Source organism: Paenibacillus larvae subsp. larvae, assembly GCF_002003265.1.
Classification (GTDB): domain Bacteria; phylum Bacillota; class Bacilli; order Paenibacillales; family NBRC-103111; genus Paenibacillus_H; species Paenibacillus_H larvae.
The window spans coordinates 1937648-1956929 of record NZ_CP019687.1 but is presented as its reverse complement, the minus strand read 5'-3'; the positions used below and the strand labels follow the sequence as shown (position 1 = coordinate 1956929).

The 19282-nt window shown below is 42.8% G+C and carries 25 protein-coding genes and 2 pseudogenes; 21 read left to right on the top strand and 6 right to left on the bottom strand.

Annotated features, from left to right (window positions below; genetic code table 11):
• The first annotated feature begins 56 nt into the window (after positions 1–56).
• From BXP28_RS10110 to BXP28_RS10100, 3 genes are all read left to right on the top strand, one after another.
• Positions 57–638: a TetR/AcrR family transcriptional regulator gene (locus BXP28_RS10110; RefSeq protein ID WP_023485250.1), complete on the top strand. Its 582-nt coding sequence runs from the start codon at positions 57–59 to the stop codon at positions 636–638.
• Positions 639–705: 67 nt separating this feature from the next.
• The gene (locus tag BXP28_RS10105; RefSeq protein WP_023485249.1) at positions 706–1047 is read left to right on the top strand and encodes a DMT family transporter; all 342 of its coding nucleotides are present in this window, start codon (positions 706–708) and stop codon (positions 1045–1047) included.
• The gene (locus BXP28_RS10100) at positions 1047–1361 is read left to right on the top strand and encodes a DMT family transporter (protein ID WP_023485248.1); all 315 of its coding nucleotides are present in this window, start codon (positions 1047–1049) and stop codon (positions 1359–1361) included. Before BXP28_RS10105 ends, BXP28_RS10100 begins: the two co-directional genes overlap by 1 nt.
• A gap of 222 nt (positions 1362–1583) precedes the next feature.
• Here BXP28_RS10100 and BXP28_RS22720 read toward each other — a convergent pair whose 3' ends face one another.
• On the bottom strand, positions 1584–1751 hold the full coding sequence (locus BXP28_RS22720) for a hypothetical protein (RefSeq protein WP_155116279.1): 168 nt from the start codon (positions 1749–1751) through the stop codon (positions 1584–1586).
• Positions 1752–1879: 128 nt separating this feature from the next.
• Between BXP28_RS22720 and BXP28_RS10095 the strand changes: the two genes are divergently transcribed.
• From BXP28_RS10095 to BXP28_RS22715, 7 genes and pseudogenes are all read left to right on the top strand, one after another.
• Positions 1880–2062 (top strand): hypothetical protein, encoded by a 183-nt coding sequence (locus tag BXP28_RS10095; protein WP_226989752.1) that lies wholly within the window; start codon positions 1880–1882, stop codon positions 2060–2062.
• A gap of 24 nt (positions 2063–2086) precedes the next feature.
• Positions 2087–3070: a hypothetical protein gene (locus BXP28_RS10090; RefSeq protein ID WP_152659182.1), complete on the top strand. Its 984-nt coding sequence runs from the start codon at positions 2087–2089 to the stop codon at positions 3068–3070.
• A complete protein-coding gene (locus BXP28_RS23260) occupies positions 3070–3228 on the top strand; it encodes a hypothetical protein (RefSeq protein WP_167552501.1) in 159 nt (52 codons plus the stop codon). The genes BXP28_RS10090 and BXP28_RS23260 overlap by 1 nt, the downstream gene beginning before the upstream one ends.
• A gap of 155 nt (positions 3229–3383) precedes the next feature.
• Positions 3384–3619, top strand: a pseudogene (locus tag BXP28_RS10085) (BhlA/UviB family holin-like peptide).
• A pseudogene (locus BXP28_RS10080) lies at positions 3619–4101 on the top strand (peptidoglycan recognition protein family protein); the annotation flags it as partial. The pseudogenes BXP28_RS10085 and BXP28_RS10080, both read left to right, overlap by 1 nt.
• A 201-nt stretch (positions 4102–4302) precedes the next feature.
• Positions 4303–4533 (top strand): hypothetical protein, encoded by a 231-nt coding sequence (locus tag BXP28_RS10075; protein WP_024094803.1) that lies wholly within the window; start codon positions 4303–4305, stop codon positions 4531–4533.
• Between the two features lie 285 nt (positions 4534–4818).
• A complete protein-coding gene (locus BXP28_RS22715) occupies positions 4819–4995 on the top strand; it encodes a hypothetical protein (protein WP_158225777.1) in 177 nt (58 codons plus the stop codon).
• A 22-nt stretch (positions 4996–5017) separates the two neighbouring features.
• Here BXP28_RS22715 and BXP28_RS10070 read toward each other — a convergent pair.
• Positions 5018–6063 (bottom strand): IS630 family transposase gene (locus BXP28_RS10070; protein WP_104932612.1). Its coding sequence is split into 2 segments (ribosomal slippage): positions 5018–5557 and positions 5560–6063, totalling 1044 coding nucleotides; the frame shifts between segments, so codons are not numbered across the junction.
• 116 nt (positions 6064–6179) lie between these two features.
• Between BXP28_RS10070 and BXP28_RS10065 the strand changes: the two genes are divergently transcribed.
• From BXP28_RS10065 to BXP28_RS10050, 4 genes are all read left to right on the top strand, one after another.
• The gene (locus BXP28_RS10065; RefSeq protein ID WP_077585033.1) at positions 6180–6791 is read left to right on the top strand and encodes a class I SAM-dependent methyltransferase; all 612 of its coding nucleotides are present in this window, start codon (positions 6180–6182) and stop codon (positions 6789–6791) included.
• 226 nt (positions 6792–7017) lie between these two features.
• Positions 7018–7857, top strand: coding sequence for a ribonuclease domain-containing protein (locus BXP28_RS10060; RefSeq protein ID WP_051428012.1), 840 nt, complete (start codon positions 7018–7020; stop codon positions 7855–7857).
• A 13-nt stretch (positions 7858–7870) separates the two neighbouring features.
• On the top strand, positions 7871–8143 hold the full coding sequence (locus BXP28_RS10055) for a barstar family protein (protein WP_023484983.1): 273 nt from the start codon (positions 7871–7873) through the stop codon (positions 8141–8143).
• A gap of 141 nt (positions 8144–8284) precedes the next feature.
• Positions 8285–8413 carry a helix-turn-helix domain-containing protein gene (locus tag BXP28_RS10050; RefSeq protein ID WP_367869701.1) on the top strand — a complete coding sequence of 43 codons (129 nt, stop codon included), beginning with the start codon at positions 8285–8287 and terminating at the stop codon, positions 8411–8413.
• Positions 8414–8514: 101 nt separating this feature from the next.
• On the opposite strand, the gene BXP28_RS10045 is transcribed toward BXP28_RS10050, so the two are convergent.
• On the bottom strand, positions 8515–8988 hold the full coding sequence (locus BXP28_RS10045) for a hypothetical protein (RefSeq protein ID WP_036656340.1): 474 nt from the start codon (positions 8986–8988) through the stop codon (positions 8515–8517).
• A 748-nt stretch (positions 8989–9736) separates the two neighbouring features.
• On the opposite strand from BXP28_RS10045, the gene BXP28_RS10040 reads away from it, so the two are divergent.
• On the top strand, positions 9737–9919 hold the full coding sequence (locus tag BXP28_RS10040; protein ID WP_036656341.1) for a hypothetical protein: 183 nt from the start codon (positions 9737–9739) through the stop codon (positions 9917–9919).
• A 230-nt stretch (positions 9920–10149) separates the two neighbouring features.
• Here BXP28_RS10040 and BXP28_RS10035 read toward each other — a convergent pair whose 3' ends face one another.
• Together BXP28_RS10035 and BXP28_RS10030 are read right to left on the bottom strand one after the other, a co-directional pair.
• Positions 10150–10959 carry an MFS transporter gene (locus BXP28_RS10035; protein ID WP_023484303.1) on the bottom strand — a complete coding sequence of 270 codons (810 nt, stop codon included), beginning with the start codon at positions 10957–10959 and terminating at the stop codon, positions 10150–10152.
• Positions 10960–11070: 111 nt separating this feature from the next.
• Positions 11071–11586 carry a phosphatidylglycerophosphatase A family protein gene (locus BXP28_RS10030; RefSeq protein WP_036656345.1) on the bottom strand — a complete coding sequence of 172 codons (516 nt, stop codon included), beginning with the start codon at positions 11584–11586 and terminating at the stop codon, positions 11071–11073.
• 236 nt (positions 11587–11822) lie between these two features.
• On the opposite strand from BXP28_RS10030, the gene BXP28_RS10025 reads away from it, so the two are divergent.
• From BXP28_RS10025 to BXP28_RS10015, 3 genes are all read left to right on the top strand, one after another.
• Positions 11823–12854: a GerMN domain-containing protein gene (locus BXP28_RS10025; protein ID WP_023484301.1), complete on the top strand. Its 1032-nt coding sequence runs from the start codon at positions 11823–11825 to the stop codon at positions 12852–12854.
• A gap of 335 nt (positions 12855–13189) precedes the next feature.
• A complete protein-coding gene (rph, locus tag BXP28_RS10020; RefSeq protein WP_023484300.1) occupies positions 13190–13945 on the top strand; it encodes a ribonuclease PH in 756 nt (251 codons plus the stop codon).
• A complete protein-coding gene (locus BXP28_RS10015) occupies positions 13932–14564 on the top strand; it encodes an XTP/dITP diphosphatase (protein ID WP_023484299.1) in 633 nt (210 codons plus the stop codon). The genes rph and BXP28_RS10015 overlap by 14 nt, the downstream gene beginning before the upstream one ends.
• 67 nt (positions 14565–14631) lie before the next feature.
• Here the strand turns inward: BXP28_RS10015 and asnB are convergent, their stop codons facing one another.
• Positions 14632–16476: an asparagine synthase (glutamine-hydrolyzing) gene (gene asnB / locus BXP28_RS10010; protein ID WP_023484298.1), complete on the bottom strand. Its 1845-nt coding sequence runs from the start codon at positions 16474–16476 to the stop codon at positions 14632–14634.
• Between the two features lie 288 nt (positions 16477–16764).
• On the opposite strand from asnB, the gene BXP28_RS10005 reads away from it, so the two are divergent.
• The 3 genes from BXP28_RS10005 (at position 16765) to BXP28_RS09995 (ending at position 19267) form a co-directional block, all read left to right on the top strand.
• Positions 16765–17118, top strand: coding sequence for a hypothetical protein (locus BXP28_RS10005; protein WP_024094796.1), 354 nt, complete (start codon positions 16765–16767; stop codon positions 17116–17118).
• Between the two features lie 165 nt (positions 17119–17283).
• A complete protein-coding gene (locus BXP28_RS10000; RefSeq protein ID WP_036656348.1) occupies positions 17284–17760 on the top strand; it encodes a PH domain-containing protein in 477 nt (158 codons plus the stop codon).
• Complete coding sequence (locus tag BXP28_RS09995; RefSeq protein ID WP_024094794.1) at positions 17753–19267, top strand: PH domain-containing protein; 1515 nt, start codon at positions 17753–17755, stop codon at positions 19265–19267. The genes BXP28_RS10000 and BXP28_RS09995 overlap by 8 nt, the downstream gene beginning before the upstream one ends.
• The last annotated feature ends 15 nt before the right edge of the window (positions 19268–19282 follow it).

Below are 19282 nucleotides of genomic sequence, written 5' to 3'. Positions count from 1 at the left end.
TTTTTATATAAACTGATTATTAATCATTTTTGAATTCGGAGGGGAGGGAACATGCAGTGAACTATAAAAAAGAGGAAAAGTACCAGGCGATACTGCACGCTTCCATTGAGGTTATCCTGGAAAAAGGGTTTACCAAAACCTCCATATCGGAAATAACCAAAAGAGCGGGAGTCGCCCATGGGACCTTCTATATTTATTTCCAGGCGAAGAATGATCTTATTCCGGCTATAGCTGAGCTTATTCTGGAAAAGCTGTTCTCTGATATCAAAAGCCATGCTGCCGCAGGAGATACGATCTGGGAAAAAATTCAGGCTCTTATTGAAAGTACATTCACGATTACCCAATCGTTTCGTGAAGTTATTATCCTATGCTACTCAGGAGTTGCATTTAATCATTCATTTGAAAGATGGGAGCAAATCTATGCTCCTTATTATCAGTGGCTGGAGGGTGAGCTGCGAACAGCACAGGAACGGGGGGAAATCAGTGTAAAGATTACCGCCAACCTGGTAAAGATGATTATCAACTCTATAGAACAGGCGGCGGAGAACTACTACTTTACAGAAAACCATCAAAAAGAGCATGACGCAAAGGGGTTAAAGCAGGAGGTATTCTCGTTTATTCAGCGGGCGATCCGCTAATTTTTTTGGTTTAAAAATGATTCGTAATCAGTTATGTATATCTGGATTATTTGGAGGTTGATGCATCGTGGCATGGATCTTGGTTTTAGTTGCTGCGGTTTTGGAAATTGTTTGGGCATCGGGTTTGAAGTATGCGGAGACTTTTGTGGAATGGGCGGGAGTTTTTCTGCTGATCACAATTAGTTATGTACTGCTTATCCAGTCATACAAGCGAATACAGGTGGCAATTGCTTATACGGTTTTTGTCGGAATCGGGACAATAGGAACTTATGTCATGGGGATTTATCTGGGAGAACCTTTCTCCATTCCGCAGATTGTATTTCTGCTCATATTGCTAACCGGTATTATCGGCATGAAGTTATCTACCGGAGATAAGGATTCCGGTCACAAGAAGGCAGGTGTAGAGTAATGGCATGGTTTTATTTGATTTTAGCCGGACTTGAGGAGATCATAGCCGTTGTAGCGATGAAGTACGTGGACGGATTCAAGCGGAAAACGCCATTAATTATCATAGCGGCTGGCTTGGGTGTTTCCTTTTATTTTCTTACCCAGGCGATGCTGATCATTCCTTCAGGAGTGGCCTATGCGGTATGGGCAGGTGTAGGTTCCGTAGGTATCGTGCTCGTCAGATTTTTCTGGTTCAAAGAATCGTATTCCAGAACCCAGTTTCTTTTTCTGGCCCTCATTATTATCGGAATTATAGGCTTGCGTTTGACCACGTAGTAAAAAGAGGAGAACGTGTAGAGAAAGTAGGCGATGAATTTCATAGACTTTCCCGGCAGCCTGGGGCTTCTCCACCTTTTAAAAGACGGGGAAGCCCTTCATTTTTGTTTTTACAGGGAAACCGGGCTTTTCTTAAAGGGGAGAACAGCGTTTCCCCGGCCTTATGAAGAAATATCTTCCTGGGAAGTATTTTTTGCTGTTTCTTTATAAGTGATTCCATCGTCAAATTGACGGAACATCCAGTTTCCATCTTTTTATCCAAAAAATAGAGAAAATCGCAATTCCGCCAGTTAGAGCTGCCAGCAGAAGCATATAGGCGGAGATGCCGATCAAATCCAGGCAGGCCCCTGTTGCCAGCAGGGCGATCTGTACGACAAGCCGGTCTGCCATTTCTTTGAAGGAAAAAAAACGGCCTTGAATCCCCTCATGCAGCCTTTTCTGGAAAACCGTTTTCGGAGAAGGAAGGAAGGGTCGAGGAATGGTTTGAGTATGGGGGCAATCCGTTTCATTTCCGGGTTATGACAAACAATCCAGAGGTGACACAGGATAAGGCTATAGAGTTTTACCGGGCTGTGGAGTCTGTGAAGAGACTCAGCGCACGATTGGAAAAAGTGATCCTCTCCCAGACGGAAGAAATGTCGCTTTACGTTGGCTGCGTGCTTCATGTGGGAGAAAAAATGACAGTAAGGCAGGTGAATTAGATGGGCGCGTTTGGAGGCCTGTTGATGACAACAAAGGGCCGCAATTTGCAAGCCAAAGCTCAGACTGGCGTAGAGTTGAAATATACTCGTGTTGGCATTGGGGATGGGCAGCTCGCAGGACAGTCTATTATGACGCTAAACAAATTGATTAACGAAAAAAAGTCATTACCAATTACAAAGCTAAACATACAAACCGCAGGAAAAGCAGTTATAGGGACGGTGCTATCCAATCAAGAGGTGACAACAGGATTTTACTTTCGGGAAATAGAGTATATCCCTCCTGCAGGCGGAGCAGATATTGTTGAAAAATCCATTGACGTAATAGTCATAGTCGGTAACGCTCAAAACGTGACAGCGGAAATTGAAAGTTCCCTGATCCCCGTCAATTCCGTAAACGGCAAAACAGGGGATGTGGTGCTTGCTGCGGCTGATATCCAAACCGGAAGTGGCAAAGATGTTGAAACTACGATTAGCGAGCTTTTTACCTCTGTCAGTGATGGGAAAGACAAAGTTGCTAAGGCCATTACTGACCAAGGAGTGCCCGCGGTAAAAGAGGACACATTCACAGACTTAGCAACAAAGATAAAACAAATTAATACGGGGAAGAAATGGGCAGAGGGAACCATACCTAGGCGAAACCTAGACTATGGTGAAACTTATTATTTGGATATAAATGAATTAAATTTTAAACCAAAATTGATTCTGATCGAATATCGGGAAATGGAACTAGATGTCATTTCTGATGACAAGTATACATTTATGATGTACTCAGAAAATATGCTGGGGGAATTTACAAGAGAAATAATGAACACATCTAAAGTGCTACATTGGGCGAGTTTGTATGGAGGATTTACCGGGCGCTTAAAAGATCATGTATATCATATTAAGGAAACAAAAAAACCAATCTTAGAAGAAATTCAGACCATGACACCTGAGAAACAACAAGTGAAAGAAGTAGAAGATGCTTTATTATTAGCAAGCGATAAAGAAGCAGGAGGTATTTTATAATGGTAAACATGGTTGTAGTGAGAATTTGCGCCGATAGAATTGTAAACGGTGGTTTGAACCCGAAAACGAAAAAAACGTATGTGATAGAGGACATAACGAATCCAGATTACCGCTGTGCTGTGGAGGATTACATTTTGGAATATACAGAAGAAGTTTAATAGCGCTAAATGAGGCGCATTTTTTATTGCTCAAAAACAGGAGGGGACATATGGAAATGCAATTTTCATTGATAAGTGAAAAAATATATGCTCCTCTAGGAATTTTTAAAATTATAGTTGAAGTGTGATGAAAGAATTAACAGGGGGAACCATGAATGGAGGAACAAATTTTTAATACGGCGCTAAATAGATATTTGGTGCTTTGTTTATCTGGCTGCTGTTTACCACGATGAAGAAAAATGAAGTTCGGGAGAAGGAGTATCAAAAGACCATTAGTGAGAACCAGGAAGTCATCCGGGAGCAAGCTAAGTCTTTTAGCCTCTTTTCAAGTGATATTGCCGAGATCAAAGGGATTCTAAAAGGAAAACCCGGGGAAGGAGAAGCCCAATGATGGAAATCAGACAAATGTTAGTAGACCCAAGTAAATATGGCATTAAATGTCCGAATAAAATGGCACCGAAATATATTACGTTTCACAATACCTATAATGATGCCCCAGCAGAAAATGAGATTCGCTATATGATCGGGAACAATAACGAGGTTTCGTTCCACGTTGCTGTGGACGATAAAGAAGCTGTTCAGGGCATTCCTTTTGATCGAAATGCATGGCATTGCGGAGACGGGAACGGAACAGGGAACCGCCAATCTATCGGCGTAGAGATTTGTTACTCCAAGTCCGGCGGCAACCGCTATTACAAGGCCGAGGATAATGCGGCTATTGTCATTGCTCAACTTATGAAACAGTTTTGCATTCCTATTGGAAATGTGGTTCCGCACAAGCATTGGAACGGTAAATACTGCCCGCACAGAATGCTGGATGAGGGAAGAGTGCCAAGCTTTATAGAGAGGATTAAACAAGCATACAGCGAAGGAGAGGAAGAAGACATGAATAGAACCTTACAATTGGAAGATTGGCAGTGGAAACAACTCTATGTCAACATGGGGAAAGCCTGGAATGCAGGTAAATTTACAGACTGGAATTGGATGGTTAAGATTGAAAACCGTTGTCTTACCGTTGATGAGCTGGCATGGCTTAATAACCACATTTTGGCGAGCAGCCTTTAGGAGGACGCTATGAATATAGAAATCACAGATGCTGTCATTGTCGCGGTTATTGTCGGTCTTGTAGAAATGGCGAAAGGTATGGGACTCCCGGTTCGTCTGCCCCGGTTTTATCTGTTATCCTTGGTATCACGGCAGGTATTGCATATATGGCAGTATGGGACATTAAAACAGGCATTATGTATGGAATTATTTGTGGTCTTACTTCATGTGGGCTATATAGTGCCGGTAAAAGTGCAGTAAGAAGGAATAGTAATATACATCAACCTTCGAGGCGGGCTTTGATATGCTCCCCTTTAGGTAGGCAGATGAAATAATAAAAATCTGTTCTTGAAGGGGAGTGTTTTTATGTCTATAAGAGCCTATTCCAAAGACGAAAAATTTGAAATCTTGAAAGTGTGCAAGGCTGGTCATTATTCGATAATTTTTATTTTTAAATATTATTTTATTTATATTTTTTGAATCTCTTATATTAATTATGATATATTTTAAGAAGGACAGCAATAAATAATAAAGGAGTTAAAAATCTTGCTAACTAAGGAAAGTCAAACAATGTGTGCGGTTGCATTTATACGAGGATACTTATTGGGTGAAGAAAGATCAAAAAAATTAATAGAAAAATACAAAAGACAAGGAGAAAAAATTACTGAACAGATTAATAACGCAAATGGTGGAATGTTTACGAGAAATATTGCGACTATATAAGTTGAACGAAAGAAAATAGCAATCAAAGTCGCACGCACAGCCGGTCAATAATGGCATGAGGATGCTTCATGATTTCATCCATAAATTGCCCGACACGCAGACGGATTTCGGAAACGGCCGAATAGAATACGTTATTGATCACACTGGACTTGAGCCATTTCCAGAGTCCTTCTACGATATTTAACTGAGGGCTGTATGGAGGCAAGTACACAAGCTCAAGCCGATTTTTTTGCGCTTCCAGAAACGGCCGAAGCAGCTTTGCATGATGAATCCGGGCATTGTCCAAAACCAGAGCCAGTTTCCCTGTTGGATAAGTCGCCATGACCTTTTGAAGAAAGGAAAGAAACGTTTCAGCGGTGTACTGTTCATCTTCTTGCCAAACGATGTGTCCCGTTTCATAGTCAACCGTGGCCAGCAGTTTGACCCCACGATGCTTGCCCGTGGTTGGAATGATGCGTTGCTTCCCGCGAAGGAACCAGGTCTTCTGAATCGCCTGGTAGTCCCGGATCATCGACTCATCCTCGAACAGCAAGTGATCAATCTCCTCGTTCAGTAGCTTTTTTTCAGTTCAGGAAAGGTCGTTTCGGTGAAATGGCGTTGTTTCTTGGGATCTGCTGCTGCGAGCGTGTAGGTCGGTTTCGTATAGCTGAGCCCTAGCCGCTCCATGACCTTGGAAATGCCTCGGAGCGAATAGCAATGGCCCCATTCGCGTTCCACGTACGTGGCAATCAGTTCAAGCGTCCAGTTGTGCTTTGCCGTAAAGCCGACCTCATGGGGAACCGAATAGGCGACGGTTTGTTTCAAGCGATCCTGCTGCTGCTTCGTCAACCGAGTAGGAGCACCTGAGGAATGCTTGATTTGCAAGGCTCCCAGTCCACCGTTCTCGTACGTATGAATGTAACTGCTCACCGTCATTCGGTTTCGATTCAAAATGTCAGCGATCGCCTTCATGGATGTGCCTTTCAAATGCAAATAGATCGCTTGGTAGCGTTCATACATTCGGCGCTCTTTGGTTTGTTGCATGGCTGCCGTTACTTTTGCCAGTTCGGTATGTTTATCCATTGTCATCCCCACTTGTCTATTCTTGATCTGTTTCTTATTCGACAAATGGTTCCTTTTTCCTTGCCAAGGTTTGCTAAGAATATTGATTCAACTTATATAGAAACTACTATTTTAAAAATAAAATACATAAGAATAAAGATAAATTTGACCAACTACTCGTCTTAGGAATAGGATTAGATACCAAAGCTGATGTGATGGAAGAATTAGAAGGAAAACAAGTTTTTGGGTTGGATATAAGTGCCGATAATATAAGTAACATCTATGAAGAAGCTGACATGACGACAAAGTCGATTATTCTTAATTGTGATTTAACTAATTTAAAAAAAGAAAATGTACTTAAAAAACTCAAAGATGTAGGTTTTTCTTTAGAGAAAAAAACGTATATAATTTGGGAAGGTGGAACTTATTATATTGAAAATTCTAAAGTAAAGGATATAATTTCCTTTTGGTGCGAGTCAATAAATGTAGTAGGGATAAGTTTAGATTTTTTAAATGAGGATGTTTTTTATAATAAATCACATCCGAATAGGTTAGTTATTGAAAAAGTATTGGAGATATTAAAAAATTCAAAAGAACCTTGGGTTGGTTTTTTTACCCCTGCCAAATTAAAAGATTATTTTAGTTCTCTTGGATTTAAAGAAATAGAAGTCGTAATGCATGGTGATATTGAAAGTAAATTGTATGATAACCCAAAAGTAATAGAAGATCTCCTTTTCTTTATAACTGTATTTTGAGGCGATAGAACCCCTCAGACCCATGAATCAGGTCAATTGGCACCAATATTTATTGCCCTAATGAATAGAAGAACCTATTTCGGCCGCCCGGCAAATGCTGTAAGCATAATGAGGTGCTTATAGGTGACGGGATAGAGATGAAAGAAGCGTTGAAGAATAGAAGTCTTATTCAAAAAGTCGGGAGATTTTAACGAGAGAGTGGGCCTGTTTCAGGTTCACTCTTTTTTTGATTGTCGATACATACATTTTCCCAACGTGGATGGGCTACACTTTAACCAGTAGCGTACCTAAAAATGGTTTATCATCCATCGTCAGCAAAATGAACAAAGATGGAGCCATTATCTTTACAGATCAGGATGGGGCAGCCAGGGGAAAAGATACAAAAGGTGCATACGATAAAGAATCTAAAAGTTTGTGGGTTCAGATTAATCATGAAGGCCATAACCTAGAAAAGGATGCAGATAGAAAGACGTTATTTCATGAATTTGGACGTGCCCAAGATGAATTACTGTTTAAAAACCAATCCAAAAAAGAAAACTTTCAAAAGATATATGAGGTAGAAAAGAATAACATCACAATTGATGATTCTATAAAAAAGAATGCAGAAGAGTTTTTTGCCGGCGTGTTTAGTAACTTATTCTCACCTGACTCTAAAAAACGAGAACAAATACAAACAGAAGCACCAAAAACAAGTGAATTTATAAGAAATCTATATCAACACGCAACTGATTTTAATGGAGTTAAAAATTATTTAATACAATATAAGATACTTCCACTAAACTTCATTACAAAAGCTGAAGCTAGTAAACTGGGCTGGAAACCAGGAGTAGACTTGAATAAAGTTGCACCAGGTAAAAGTATTGGGGGGGATGTTTTTAAAAATCTTGAAGGGAAATTACCAAAGAAGGATGGAAGGACTTGGTACGAAGTAGATATCGATTTCAAGGATGGTAAACGGAGGGCAAAAAGGATTCTATTTGCAAACGATCGCGGTAATGAAGTTACATTAATATACAAGACGGAAGACCATTATAAGACATTTCAAAAATTGTACGAAAAAGAATAGGAGTTTGTTGAATATGCGTGAAATCATATTAGATGGAAAGAAAATAGAGAGTCCTGAGCACCTTCATACCACCTTGCAGGAAGCATTAGATTTACCGGGCTATTACGGTCATAATTTAGATGCTTTATGGGATAGTCTTACAGGGTTAATTGAGATGCCGCTGACAATCAGGTGGGTGCACTTTCAAGAAAGTGAAGAGAAACTTGGGGAATATAGCCGGCTTTTATTGGAACTTTTTCGGGATGCGGAAAGAGAGGTAGACGGCTTTCAATTGAAGATAGAATAAGAAAGAGCCGTTCAAATTAGTCGGGCATAACTGATATTCTTAATTCTATCAAAACTAGGAATCATGGACTAGACACGGAGTCATGTTTATAAACAAGATTTACGTAAGGCGCTTGGATTTGGTCCGTCTACTATTGCGAAGATGGGCAAAGGAGAATATGTATCACTAGAGGTAATAGATAAAATTTGTACGTATTTCGGCGTACCAGTTGAAGATGTTATTGAGCATATACCGGGCCCAGAGGAAAAAGAAAAGGCCACAGAGGCATAATGAAGTGACCCCAGAAAATTGTATAAACGAGAAAGAGCAGGAGGAACAAAGCCTTACCGCTCTTTTTTTATGCAAAATAAAAAGCCCCGAAGGGCTTAAAATCAGGATTGTGGAGTTTTAAATTTTGCTCTTAATTCATCATAACCCTTCTTTGCGTCTTCATTTTTTGAGTCAGGAGCGAGGGCCATTCCAATTTTATTGTCCATAATCAAAATAATTCTTTCCCCATCTTTTCCATCAAAGGCCTTTCCTTTAACAAGTACTGTGGTTCCCTTTTTTCCTGCTTTTTCATAATCAACCGACTCCAAGACTTCGGGGTTATTAAACATTTTTTCTTCAGGAGTCGCGCTTAGGCCCATTGTAAATAATTGCTTAATATCCGGGTGAACTTTCTCTTCAACAAACTTCTTCTTAGCTTCTACATCTTTACCGTTGTTATATACATTTATGTACTCCAGAGCAAGTTTTTCCTCGGCGCTTACTTCCTTTTCTTTCGGCTTTTCGGACTCTTTAGCAGATGCCTTAGGCTCCTGTTCTGTACTTGTAGACGCTTCTTTGCTCCCACAAGCTGCCAACACTCCTAAAAGAAACAAAAATCATGACAATGCTTAAAAACTTCTTCACCTTAACCTCTCCTTTTATTAAGTTATCACCAAATTAACCATCACCAGTTTACATCCTAAATCTGGAACAGGCAATACGAAATTATCTATTTCACATAAAATTTAAAACCGCTTGCAAAAACGAATAATACGGAAAAAGGCGGAATTCAGGTAAATACAAAAATTGTAACAATACGAAAATATGTGAATAAAACAGGGGCACTTTTTTGCATTTTATTTCAAATATATGCACGAAATGTATTATTTTGCGCGTTGAAACAATGAGAAAATAATTTCTATAATAGAAGTAGGAAAAGAAAGGAAGTGAGCAAATAATGAAAAGTGAATTTGTTTACATAGTCATACATGTAAGAACAGTTATTTGATTGGGCATTTTTTTGCAAACGGTTTTATTTCATATTTTATCCATAATTAATTAGAGGAAAAGTCGCATTTAGAAGTGGGGGAAGTAATGAACGTGGCATCAAATAACAATAGGGAGGGACATTACTTATCTTAGAACCAGTTGCAGGTATTTTGAAAACGATTTATTATCCGTTCAGAACTTCCTGGAGAGAATTCTGTTTTTGAGCTCGCAATATCATGAAACTACAATAAACAAGAGGTGAGTCAGATTAAAAAGCAAGTTGACTTATCAAATTTTTTTGAAATGGGCAAGGGTAATCTAGACGATGAAATGATACAGGAGAGTTATCGGAGGTTGGAGGAGAGAGCTAAGTATGATTTGTCAATGCAACTTATCAACCTAAAGAGAGCTAGAGCACTGGAAGGTGTAGAAAAGTCTAAAATTGACAAATTCAATAAATTGGACGTAATCACAAATGATATTGGATTAATACAAAGCTATTTAATAATCCTGATGGAAATGGGGTTTATAGAATAGAATCAGAACCATTTTTCAAAATATAATTGGTTAAAAATACAGAAAGAAGCCTCGGAGGTAGGGACTGACCCTATACGTCTCTGAGGCTCTTTATTTGTTTATTAACGGTAACAAAAAGGTAACGCAAGGTCATGAAACAGCGTAATTTTCCGTTAAAGATATTACAGTGTATAAAGCGAAAAACCATGATTTAGCGCGATTTTGTAACAATACGTTAAAGGAATTACATATTATCGCATTATCATGAGATTAAAGCCTGCCGTGAACCTTCTGATAAAAAGTCCCGCAATAAGAATGCTTGCCCCCTCTACCGTATAGATCCATCCCATTACATCCGGGGAATACTGAGCCCGGCTAAATGCCAGAACGAGCAGGTTAAATCCACCCAGAAACAGATTGATCGTAGAAGACATGATGATGCCCATAAGAACGGCAGGCTGTTTGGGAAGTATGGTAAAGACTTCACTGAACCGGATCTTTTCTTTATTCCTGCCGGTCTGCTGGCCTTCCCTGGAGGGAATCCGCACAAAGCATGTAATGATCGTCAGAATAAGAAAACCTCCGAGGCTGCCCAGATAAAGATCATTCAGAGATAGGCTGGCGACCATTATACCTCCCACCGCCGTACCGGTGATCCTGGAGATTGTGACAATGTTCATGTAAATCGTATTGGCTTGAAGCAGTTCCGTTTTATCGACGAGGACAGGCAAAGAAGTTCGTACGGTCGGAAAATAAACGGCACTGGTCACCTGGTTCAAGATCAGGGAGGCCATCATCCATGGAATAGAATCAAACGCCAAGGCCGGAAACATACAGACGGGAGACAGGCAGCGGAGCATACTGGAATAAATAAGGATCTTCCGCTTCTCCATCTTATCAATCCATTTCCCGGACAAGGGTAAAAAAAGAAGACTGGCTAAAACTCCGGACATCAGAATCAAAGACTTGATAAAATCAGAATCGATCAAATGATTCATAAATTGGAGATTCCCGATAATCCCGAGCCATATGCCTATACCGGAGATGACCTCGCCAATCATTAATAGAAGAAACGACTTTCGAAGCAGTAACAGACGACATCCCTCCTTTTTCCGTCAGCTTTCTATTATATCAGGAAAGCGGGAGGAGAAAGAGGAAAAGGGAGAGGCCCGTTATTCCCCTTTACTTTCAACCTCTTCCTGCTTGCGGTGGGCGATCCGGCTGCTTGCCGAAGCAGCGATTGCGCCTACTATATCATCAAGGAACGTATGCTTGTGTTCCCCATGCTTATCATTTAATTTTGTTAAAATTCCGGGTTTCATCTTGTCTATGTAACCGAAATTTGTAAAGCCTATGCTTCCATACACATTCACGATAGACAGGGCCAAAATCTCATCGCATCCATACAGGCTTTCATCGTTCTCAACCATTTCCTGAAGCGGTGACATTAGTTTCCCTTCCTCAGCCAGGATATCCAGTTGAATCCCCGTAAGCACGGCGTTTTGTACTTCCCTTTTTGCCAGAACGGCTTCAACGCTTTCCAGGCACTGTTCCATCTTTAATCCGGGTATATAGTCCTTTTGAAGAAAATAAGTCAGTTCGGCGATGTTTGAACAAGTGACTCCGCGCTTTTCTAGCCATTCTTTAGTCGCTCTGGCGACTTTTTTACTGTCCAGACTGTATGGCATGATCAGTTCCTCCTTTGATGCTTTTCTTTTTATGCTCCCGGACATGCCGTCCTTGACATTCTGAGCCCTAATTTTCCCAAGAACCATTTCTGTTATGAAAAAGAATAAGCTTTTCCGGGAAGGGGGACAAAAAGTCGGTCTAAATTGGACAACGTCCTTGTATACATAGTACTACCGGAAAGAGCAAAAATCACGTAAGGGAAATTGGATGGATCATTTAAAGGAGGGTGTACACAATGAAACAGAAGCGGTGGGTGCAGGGAGTTTTGGTGGTTAGCACGGTGGCTCTGTTAGCAGCCGGGTGTAGTGTTCCGGGTCTTACTGAAAAGAAACAGTCCATCGATGCGCCCCCGTCTAACTCTCAGGAGGCTAAGCTGGGTGAAGAGGACATTGTTACAGGCAAAACAGACGGAAAAAACGTGCAGGTTACGGTATATGCCAAAGATCCGAAGGGTATGGTTGTGCCCGTTACCTTAAACGTGCCCGAAACGAAACAAATAGCCAAATCTGCACTTGAATATATGGTGGATGGGGGACCGTCAGTTTCCTTACTTCCAAAGGGATTTACGGCTATTTTGCCGAAGGGAACCGAAATAAAACCTCTGGATGTAAATGATGAGAAAACGGCAACTGTTGATTTTAACAAAGCTTTTGCCGGCTACGACGGGAAAGACGAACGTAAAATTATGGAGGCCATTACTTGGACGCTAACCGGGTTTCCTTCCATTAAACAGGTGAAAATCCGTGTAGACGGAAAGGACTTGTCCGAGATGCCTGTAGCCAAGACCCCTATGGATGAACCTTTAAGCAGGGCGATGGGGATCAACCTCGAGAAGGCGGAAAGTGTAGATTACACGTATTCGCAACCGGTTACGTTGTATTTTACTGGGCAAACTGATACACAATACAAATATTACGTTCCGGTTACCCGTTTGGTTAAACGGTCCCAGGATGTGGCAAAAACGGTAATGGAGGAACTGAAAAAAGGCCCTGCTGGTCAAAAGGGACTGACGGCTGTACTCAGTGAACATACAAGAGTCGAAGAGGCCAAAGAGTCGGAGGAAGGACTGGTTACGGTTAACTTTTCAGGGGAGCTGCTTGGTGAAGATAAAAAAGTGCCGGAAGAGACCCTGCAGTCTGTTGTACTTTCCCTGACAGAAAATACGGGCGCGGCTAAAGTTCAAATTAAAGTAAATGGAGATGCCCAGGTGACCTCAACAGGCAAGCCTGTTTCCCGCCCTTCGCATGTCAATCCGGTTAAGATGTAACACCCCCACCCGTGTTTAAAGAGCAGAACGTGTATTTTAAGATTTTGCCTATAGTTTTTAGAGGGAGAGCGGGGCTCTCCCTTTTTAAAACATGAGTTCCCGCTTGCGGGGCAGCAAAATCTAGGAATGCACACCAGGGAATTTCCTGCGTACAAAGGAGAAGGCCGTTCTTAATTTGAACGGGTCTGTTTGACTTAAGGGGAAGCAATTCTTTTTTGTTATGATGCTTTTCCTAATACACTCTGATACAATAAGTAGGTCTACGACTCGGAAAGAGAAGTAAGAAGAAGGCTGCCCGAAAATGCGGGGCTGCCAAGCTACAGGAGGAAGTTGTTATGCGAGCGGATGGAAGACAACCGAACGAATTAAGGCCGGTACGGATAACCCCCAATTACAATAAACATGCGGAAGGCTCCGTACTGATTGAAGTAGGGGATACCAAGGTAATATGTACGGCAACAATCGAAGAAAGGGTTCCTCCCTTCCTCAAAAATGAGGGAAAGGGGTGGGTCACTGCGGAATACTCCATGCTCCCCCGCGCTACACAAGTACGCAATCAGAGGGAAGCATCCAAAGGGAAGCTTGGCGGGCGTACGATGGAAATTCAGCGGCTTATCGGGCGTGCTCTTCGTTCTGTCATCAATTTGGAGGCACTGGGAGAACGTTCGATTACCCTGGATTGTGATGTCATTCAAGCGGATGGAGGTACACGAACCACTTCCATAACCGGTGCTTTTATCGCGATGTCTTTGGCTATACATAAGCTCATGGAAGATAAAAAAATAACGGTAAACCCCATAACGGACTATCTCGCTTCCGTTAGTGTAGGAATCGTTCAGGGAGAAACTCTCCTTGACCTCATGTACACCGAGGATTCTCAGGCTCATGTGGATATGAACGTCGTAATGACCGGACGCGGGCATTTTGTGGAAGTGCAGGGTACCGGCGAAGAATCTCCATTTTCGAAGGATGACCTTGATCGGATGCTTGGACTTGCTGAAGAAGGGATTTTACGTTTGATTGAACTTCAGCGCGAAGCCTTAGGTGCAGCCGGGGAGACGATCGGAGTGAACAAGAATGCCGCAAACTGATGTTGTTGTCATAGCCACGGGGAATAAAGGCAAACTGAAGGAGTTTGCCCAATTCTTCGGCCGATTTGGCAAGGAAGTACGCAGTCTGGCCGATTATAGGAATTTGCCCGAGATCATCGAAGACGGGAATACTTTTGCGGAAAATGCACGCATCAAAGCGGAGCTTATTGCCCGGCATCTGAATGTGCCGACACTGGCGGACGACTCGGGATTGTGTGTGGACGTTCTTCACGGGGCTCCCGGAGTATACTCTGCTCGATTTGCCGGGGAACACGGTAACGATGAGGCTAACAACGCGAAACTATTGGCCGAGCTTACACGGGTTGTGCCGGAGGACAAGCGGCAACCACTCGGTAAAGCATCGCTTCTAAGTCCCGCACAGTTTGTATGCGCACTTTCTTTTGCGGAACCATCCGGGGAGGTACTCCATACGGAAGGGGTCTGTGAAGGATTTATCCTTAATGAACGCCGGGGGGAACATGGTTTCGGATATGATCCGCTATTTTATTTGCCGGATCTTGACAAGACCATGGCAGAACTTACGACTTTGGAAAAAAGCCTCATCAGTCACAGGGCGATTGCCCTAAAGCAGTTGGCCATACTATACGAAGCTTTGTAGCAATCCACTTCAACTCGCTCAAAGCTCCGCCGAAGGGCGGAGCTTTTTTATACCCTCCGGGTATAACTTACACGATTGATACTTTATATTTCCGCAGCCAAGTATCCACCTGGCCAAGGAAAGCGAACATTTGCGGCCCTGTCATGAGCTGTCCGAACCAGGGAAAGGAGAACTCGCTGACATCAGCATCCAGCATTTTGACAAGCCGGTCCTTATGGACGAAATCTTGTAGCGGTGAGGATGGATCGTGCATGATATCGCTTAACCACTCTCTTACCGCTTGTGTATAGGAAGGATTATGCGTTTTGGGGTAAGGACTTTTCTTGCGCATCAGGACATCATCCGGAAGAATGCCTTTCAAGGCTTTGCGGAGGATACCTTTTTCGCGTTTCCCGGTTGTCTTAATCTTCCAAGGGATGTTCCATACATACTGAACCAGTCTATGGTCACAGAACGGAACCCGAACCTCAAGGCCAACGGCCATGCTCATGCGGTCTTTGCGGTCCAATAGAGTAGGCATGAAGCGGGAAATATTTAGGTAAGACATTTCTCTCATCCGTTTTTGTTCTCGGTCTTCCCCCTCCAGGTGGGGAACTTCATCCAGTGCCTGATGATAGCGTTCCTGTACATACTCTTGCGGCCGGATCCAATCTACTAGATTTGGAGATAAAACGCTTATCCGCTGCGGGATAGTCAGTGACCAGGGGAAAGTATCCGCTTTAAGCGTTTCTTCACGGTGAAACCACGGATAACCGCCTAATATTTCATCAGCGGCTTCCCCGGAAATTGCGACGGTAGCTTGGCGTTTTATTTCACGGCAGAACAGGTAGAGTGAACTGTCTACATCAGCCATACCCGGCATATCTCGGGCATAGACTGCTTGCTTGAGCGATTCCACAAGCTCAGGTGTATCAAAATGAAAGGCTGTATGTCTGGTCCCCAGGAAATCCGACATTCTCTGGATCCAGGGAGAATCTGCATTGGGCTGAAAATGATTTTGCTTAAAGTATTTGTCGTTGTCTACGTAGTCTACGGAAAATGTACGCAGGGGATTCATTTCTGTTTGGGCGTAATGTTTGGCTGCGAGGGTCGAGAGTGCAGAAGAGTCCAGACCTCCAGAAAGCAAGGAACAGAGAGGAACATCCGAGATCAGCTGCCTTTGTACCGTATCCTGCAGCAATTCCCTTACATGATAAGCGGTTTCATCTACACTATCTGTGTGCGGCGAAGCTTCAAGCTTCCAATAGGCCCGCAAAGTCATGCCGTTTTGATCGTACTGTATCCAATGGCCCGGCTTTAATTCGCTGAGACCTTCATATATGCCATGACCCGGAGTACGTGCGGGCCCCAGGGCAAATATTTCTGCAAGTCCCTGTGCACCGATTCTAACCGGGAATTGAGGATGGGACAGGATGGCTTTAGGTTCTGAACCAAACAGCAGCATACCTTTCATCCGTGCGTAGAAAAGGGGCTTTACCCCGAGCCGGTCCCTCGCCAAAAAAAGCGACTGGTCTCTTTCACTCCAGATACCAAAGGCAAATATGCCGTTTAACCGGTCCACACAATCTTTTCCCCATTCTATATAGGAAGCAAGCAGCACTTCCGTATCACAGTCGGTTCGAAATACATGCCCCCGGGATTCCAGCTCTTTCCTTAACTCCCAAACGTTATAGATTTCCCCATTATAGGTGATGGTATACGTATGTTCCCCGGCTCTCCTAACCATGGGCTGCGCTCCGTTCTCGGGGTCCAGCACACTAAGGCGGCGGTGCCCCAAAGCGCAGTGGGGGGAGATCCATGTACCTGAAGCGTCAGGACCTCTGTGCGAGAGTGATTCAGACATGGTTTCGAGAATGGAGGAACTGCCAGTCAAGTCTTTATGCCAGTCAATCCATCCGGTTATTCCGCACATAGACTTCCTTCCCTTCTCAAATATAATTTCGAGTCCGCTTCTTCATTTCTGGCAAAGCAAAACGATGTTACAGGGTATGCATACACAAGGAATATGATGTCTGTCCACCCCCCTGCAACATTCCCGTCTATTTATACGTATATGAGTATAAGAGCGGAAGAAAACCGGCCCGGTTTTCCCGTATACCTGATTATGCAGGTAATTCCTTGTTTTTTTCAGATCATTTGTTACAATAAAGAGGTCTTTTTTATTCATAGGGCAGAAAATCAAACATATCGGGTGATAAAAATGAAGAGAAGGTACTCCACAGCGCAAATCGATTATCTGGGAGCCAAAGAACGTTTTTTGCATACAAGCAAACAAGCGGACAAAAAACTCGCAGAAATGAAGGAAAAGGGAAAAGAAATCGGCCAGGATGAAATGGAAGAAGCCATTGAAAAGAGCGGGTTTCATAAAGCCTACAATGATCTGATCCAGGCAGAGAACAGGCTGATCGAATGGTCTCATTTTTATATTAAAAACGAAACCGAGTATAAAGAACGCAAAGCGTCTTTTGAACAGCTGTTCAAGGAAGGTAAAAATCAACCGGAATCGCGTTCAATTCTAGTAGATATGGCCATGCATTTAAAGTATGAAGGATAGTTCTTTTCTGCATTTAAAGTCCATATATCATAGAGGATCAGACCAAAGTTGAAAAACTTGGGTCTTTTTTTAGTTTGATTCGTTTCAATAAGGAAGAATGGTGGAAGCAATCTCATAAAATACATTATGATTGTTTCAAAAGTACACAAGGAGGAACGATAGTTTATGTATCTACCATCAAAACGCTTGCATCCACACACTTTGAACGTAATGCGTTTGGCAGAAGCTATAGGATGGGGAATTGCAGTAGCGGCAGCTTTAGGATATCTGATACTCGCCTTCGTCAAAAACTGGCCGCTCTGGCCTGCCTGGATAGCTATTACTGTTTCTATTTTATTATTTGCTGTTTTTGTTTTTATTGCACCTTCAATTCGCATGCGCATTTTTGCTTATGAGGTGTTTGAGGAAGAAATACATATCCGCAAGGGGTTTATCACGATTACTTATATCACGATCCCGATGACCAAAGTACAGCATGTTGAAGTGAAGCGGGGACCTATTATGCGAAAATATAAACTGGCCTCGGTCAATATAATGACGGCTTCTTCTCATCAGTCCATACCCGGGCTTTCCAATGAGAATGCTGAACAGCTTAGACAGCAGATCGCCATACTGGCCCGAATAGGTGATGAGTATGAGTAACAAAGAGCGACGCAGCCATCCCATTCATATACTGGTCATGTGGTTTAACTGGCTGAAAGGCTTTCTGATCCCGCTCCTTATTCTGGGCCTTTCAGGCAATATTAGAAGACGGTTTTGGCTGCTGGCTCTTATTACAGGATTAGCCGTGATTGTCGGGCTGCTGACTTCCTTTCTTCAATGGAGAAGATTTACTTATCGTCTGGATGAGGATCAACTTTTGGTGCGAAAAGGGGTTTTTACCCAAGAAGAGAAATTCATTTCATTTTCCAAAATCCAGTCCGTGAATATGGAAGAAAGTTTATTTCACAGGATATACCGTCTTTGTTCTTTGCGAATAGAGACGGCAGGGGGAGAAAAGAAAGGCGATGCCGTACTCCCCGCTATTTCTTTGCAAGAAGCAGAGAGAATCCGTTCGGTTATATACGAAAAGAGGAGCCGGCAGGACGGTGAGGCAGTGGAGGAAAGAGGCAGGGAGTGTGGAGAAGAGAATGTGGGGCCGCTACCCGAGCAAAACCGGGAAAAGCAGCCTCCGCTCCTGACTCTGGGCCCCGAAGCTGTTCTGCTTCATGTATCCGGAAAGCAGCTGTTATATGCGGCTATGACTTCCGGTAATATTGGGCTTACCTTCGCTTTCCTTGGAGTAATTTATCAGACTTTTGACAAAGTTATTCCTGAAAAATGGCTCGGGGATGTTTTTCAGCAAATCACGCAATCTGGTTTCAGCGTTATTGCTCTGATCTGCTTGTTGCTTGGCGGGGCCGCATGGTTCATTTCTCTCGTGCTTTATTCCTTCAAATATTGGGGATTTAAAGTGTTAAAACGCGGTGATGAATTTGTCATTTCTTATGGTTTGGTAAATAAACATTCGCTTACTTTTCATCCTTCACGGGTTCAGGCGGTACAAATTGTCGAAGGGGTTCTCCGAAAGCCGTTTGGTTTTGCTTCCATACAGCTTGCTGTAATCAATGCCAAAAGCAATGAGAAAGTTATTTTGCACCCATTTATCCAGATAGAACATATGCCCGGATTCTTGCAAGAGGTGCTTCCGAAGTATGAGTGGTATCCTATTGAGAAAAAAGCTCCGAAGCAGTCCTTTTATTATTTTGTTAGATTCGGCATTCTTCTTTCGCTGGTTTTGGCGGCAGTACTCATTTACTTTTTCCCGGTGTACGGTTGGTTTGCTATAGCGTTACCTGTCCTCGACTGGTTTTGGGCAAAAGCCATGCAAAGAGGGGCAGGGCTTTCTATCAGGCCCGGCCAGCTCATTGCCCGTTCCCGGTTTTTGGCATTAAAAACAACACTAGTTCGCCGCAGGAATATTCAGCAGCTTTCTGTAACCAAAACCATTTTTCAGGACCGTAAAGGAATTGCAAACTTGAAAATCGGCATTAAAGGTGGATTAGCCTCATCAGAGATAGAAGTAGATTATTTGGCTAAAGAAGATGTGCAGCAGGCTTGGGACTGGTTTCAAAAGACGGCACCCATTGACAGGGGTCCCTTATTGTAGATTCGGGCATGCTAG

Bases quoted from the DNA above. Each gene is read 5' to 3' on its own strand.
- BXP28_RS10090 (WP_152659182.1), top strand. From the start codon at position 2,087: ATGACAACAAAGGGCCGCAATTTGCAAGCCAAAGCTCAGACTGGCGTA.
- BXP28_RS22720 (WP_155116279.1), bottom strand. From the start codon at position 1,751: ATGGCAGACCGGCTTGTCGTACAGATCGCCCTGCTGGCAACAGGGGCC.
- BXP28_RS10100 (WP_023485248.1), top strand. From the start codon at position 1,047: ATGGCATGGTTTTATTTGATTTTAGCCGGACTTGAGGAGATCATAGCC.
- BXP28_RS10055 (WP_023484983.1), top strand. From the start codon at position 7,871: ATGCGTGAAATCATATTAGATGGAAAGAAAATAGAGAGTCCTGAGCAC.
- BXP28_RS10025 (WP_023484301.1), top strand. From the start codon at position 11,823: ATGAAACAGAAGCGGTGGGTGCAGGGAGTTTTGGTGGTTAGCACGGTG.
- BXP28_RS10000 (WP_036656348.1), top strand. From the start codon at position 17,284: ATGTATCTACCATCAAAACGCTTGCATCCACACACTTTGAACGTAATG.
- BXP28_RS10030 (WP_036656345.1), bottom strand. From the start codon at position 11,586: ATGCCATACAGTCTGGACAGTAAAAAAGTCGCCAGAGCGACTAAAGAA.
- BXP28_RS23260 (WP_167552501.1), top strand. From the start codon at position 3,070: ATGGTAAACATGGTTGTAGTGAGAATTTGCGCCGATAGAATTGTAAAC.
- BXP28_RS10095 (WP_226989752.1), top strand. From the start codon at position 1,880: ATGACAAACAATCCAGAGGTGACACAGGATAAGGCTATAGAGTTTTAC.
- BXP28_RS10050 (WP_367869701.1), top strand. From the start codon at position 8,285: ATGGGCAAAGGAGAATATGTATCACTAGAGGTAATAGATAAAATTTGT.
- BXP28_RS10005 (WP_024094796.1), top strand. From the start codon at position 16,765: ATGAAGAGAAGGTACTCCACAGCGCAAATCGATTATCTGGGAGCCAAA.
- asnB (WP_023484298.1), bottom strand. From the start codon at position 16,476: ATGTGCGGAATAACCGGATGGATTGACTGGCATAAAGACTTGACTGGC.
- rph (WP_023484300.1), top strand. From the start codon at position 13,190: ATGCGAGCGGATGGAAGACAACCGAACGAATTAAGGCCGGTACGGATA.
- BXP28_RS10035 (WP_023484303.1), bottom strand. From the start codon at position 10,959: ATGATTGGCGAGGTCATCTCCGGTATAGGCATATGGCTCGGGATTATC.
- BXP28_RS10015 (WP_023484299.1), top strand. From the start codon at position 13,932: ATGCCGCAAACTGATGTTGTTGTCATAGCCACGGGGAATAAAGGCAAA.
- BXP28_RS10075 (WP_024094803.1), top strand. From the start codon at position 4,303: ATGAATATAGAAATCACAGATGCTGTCATTGTCGCGGTTATTGTCGGT.
- BXP28_RS09995 (WP_024094794.1), top strand. From the start codon at position 17,753: ATGAGTAACAAAGAGCGACGCAGCCATCCCATTCATATACTGGTCATG.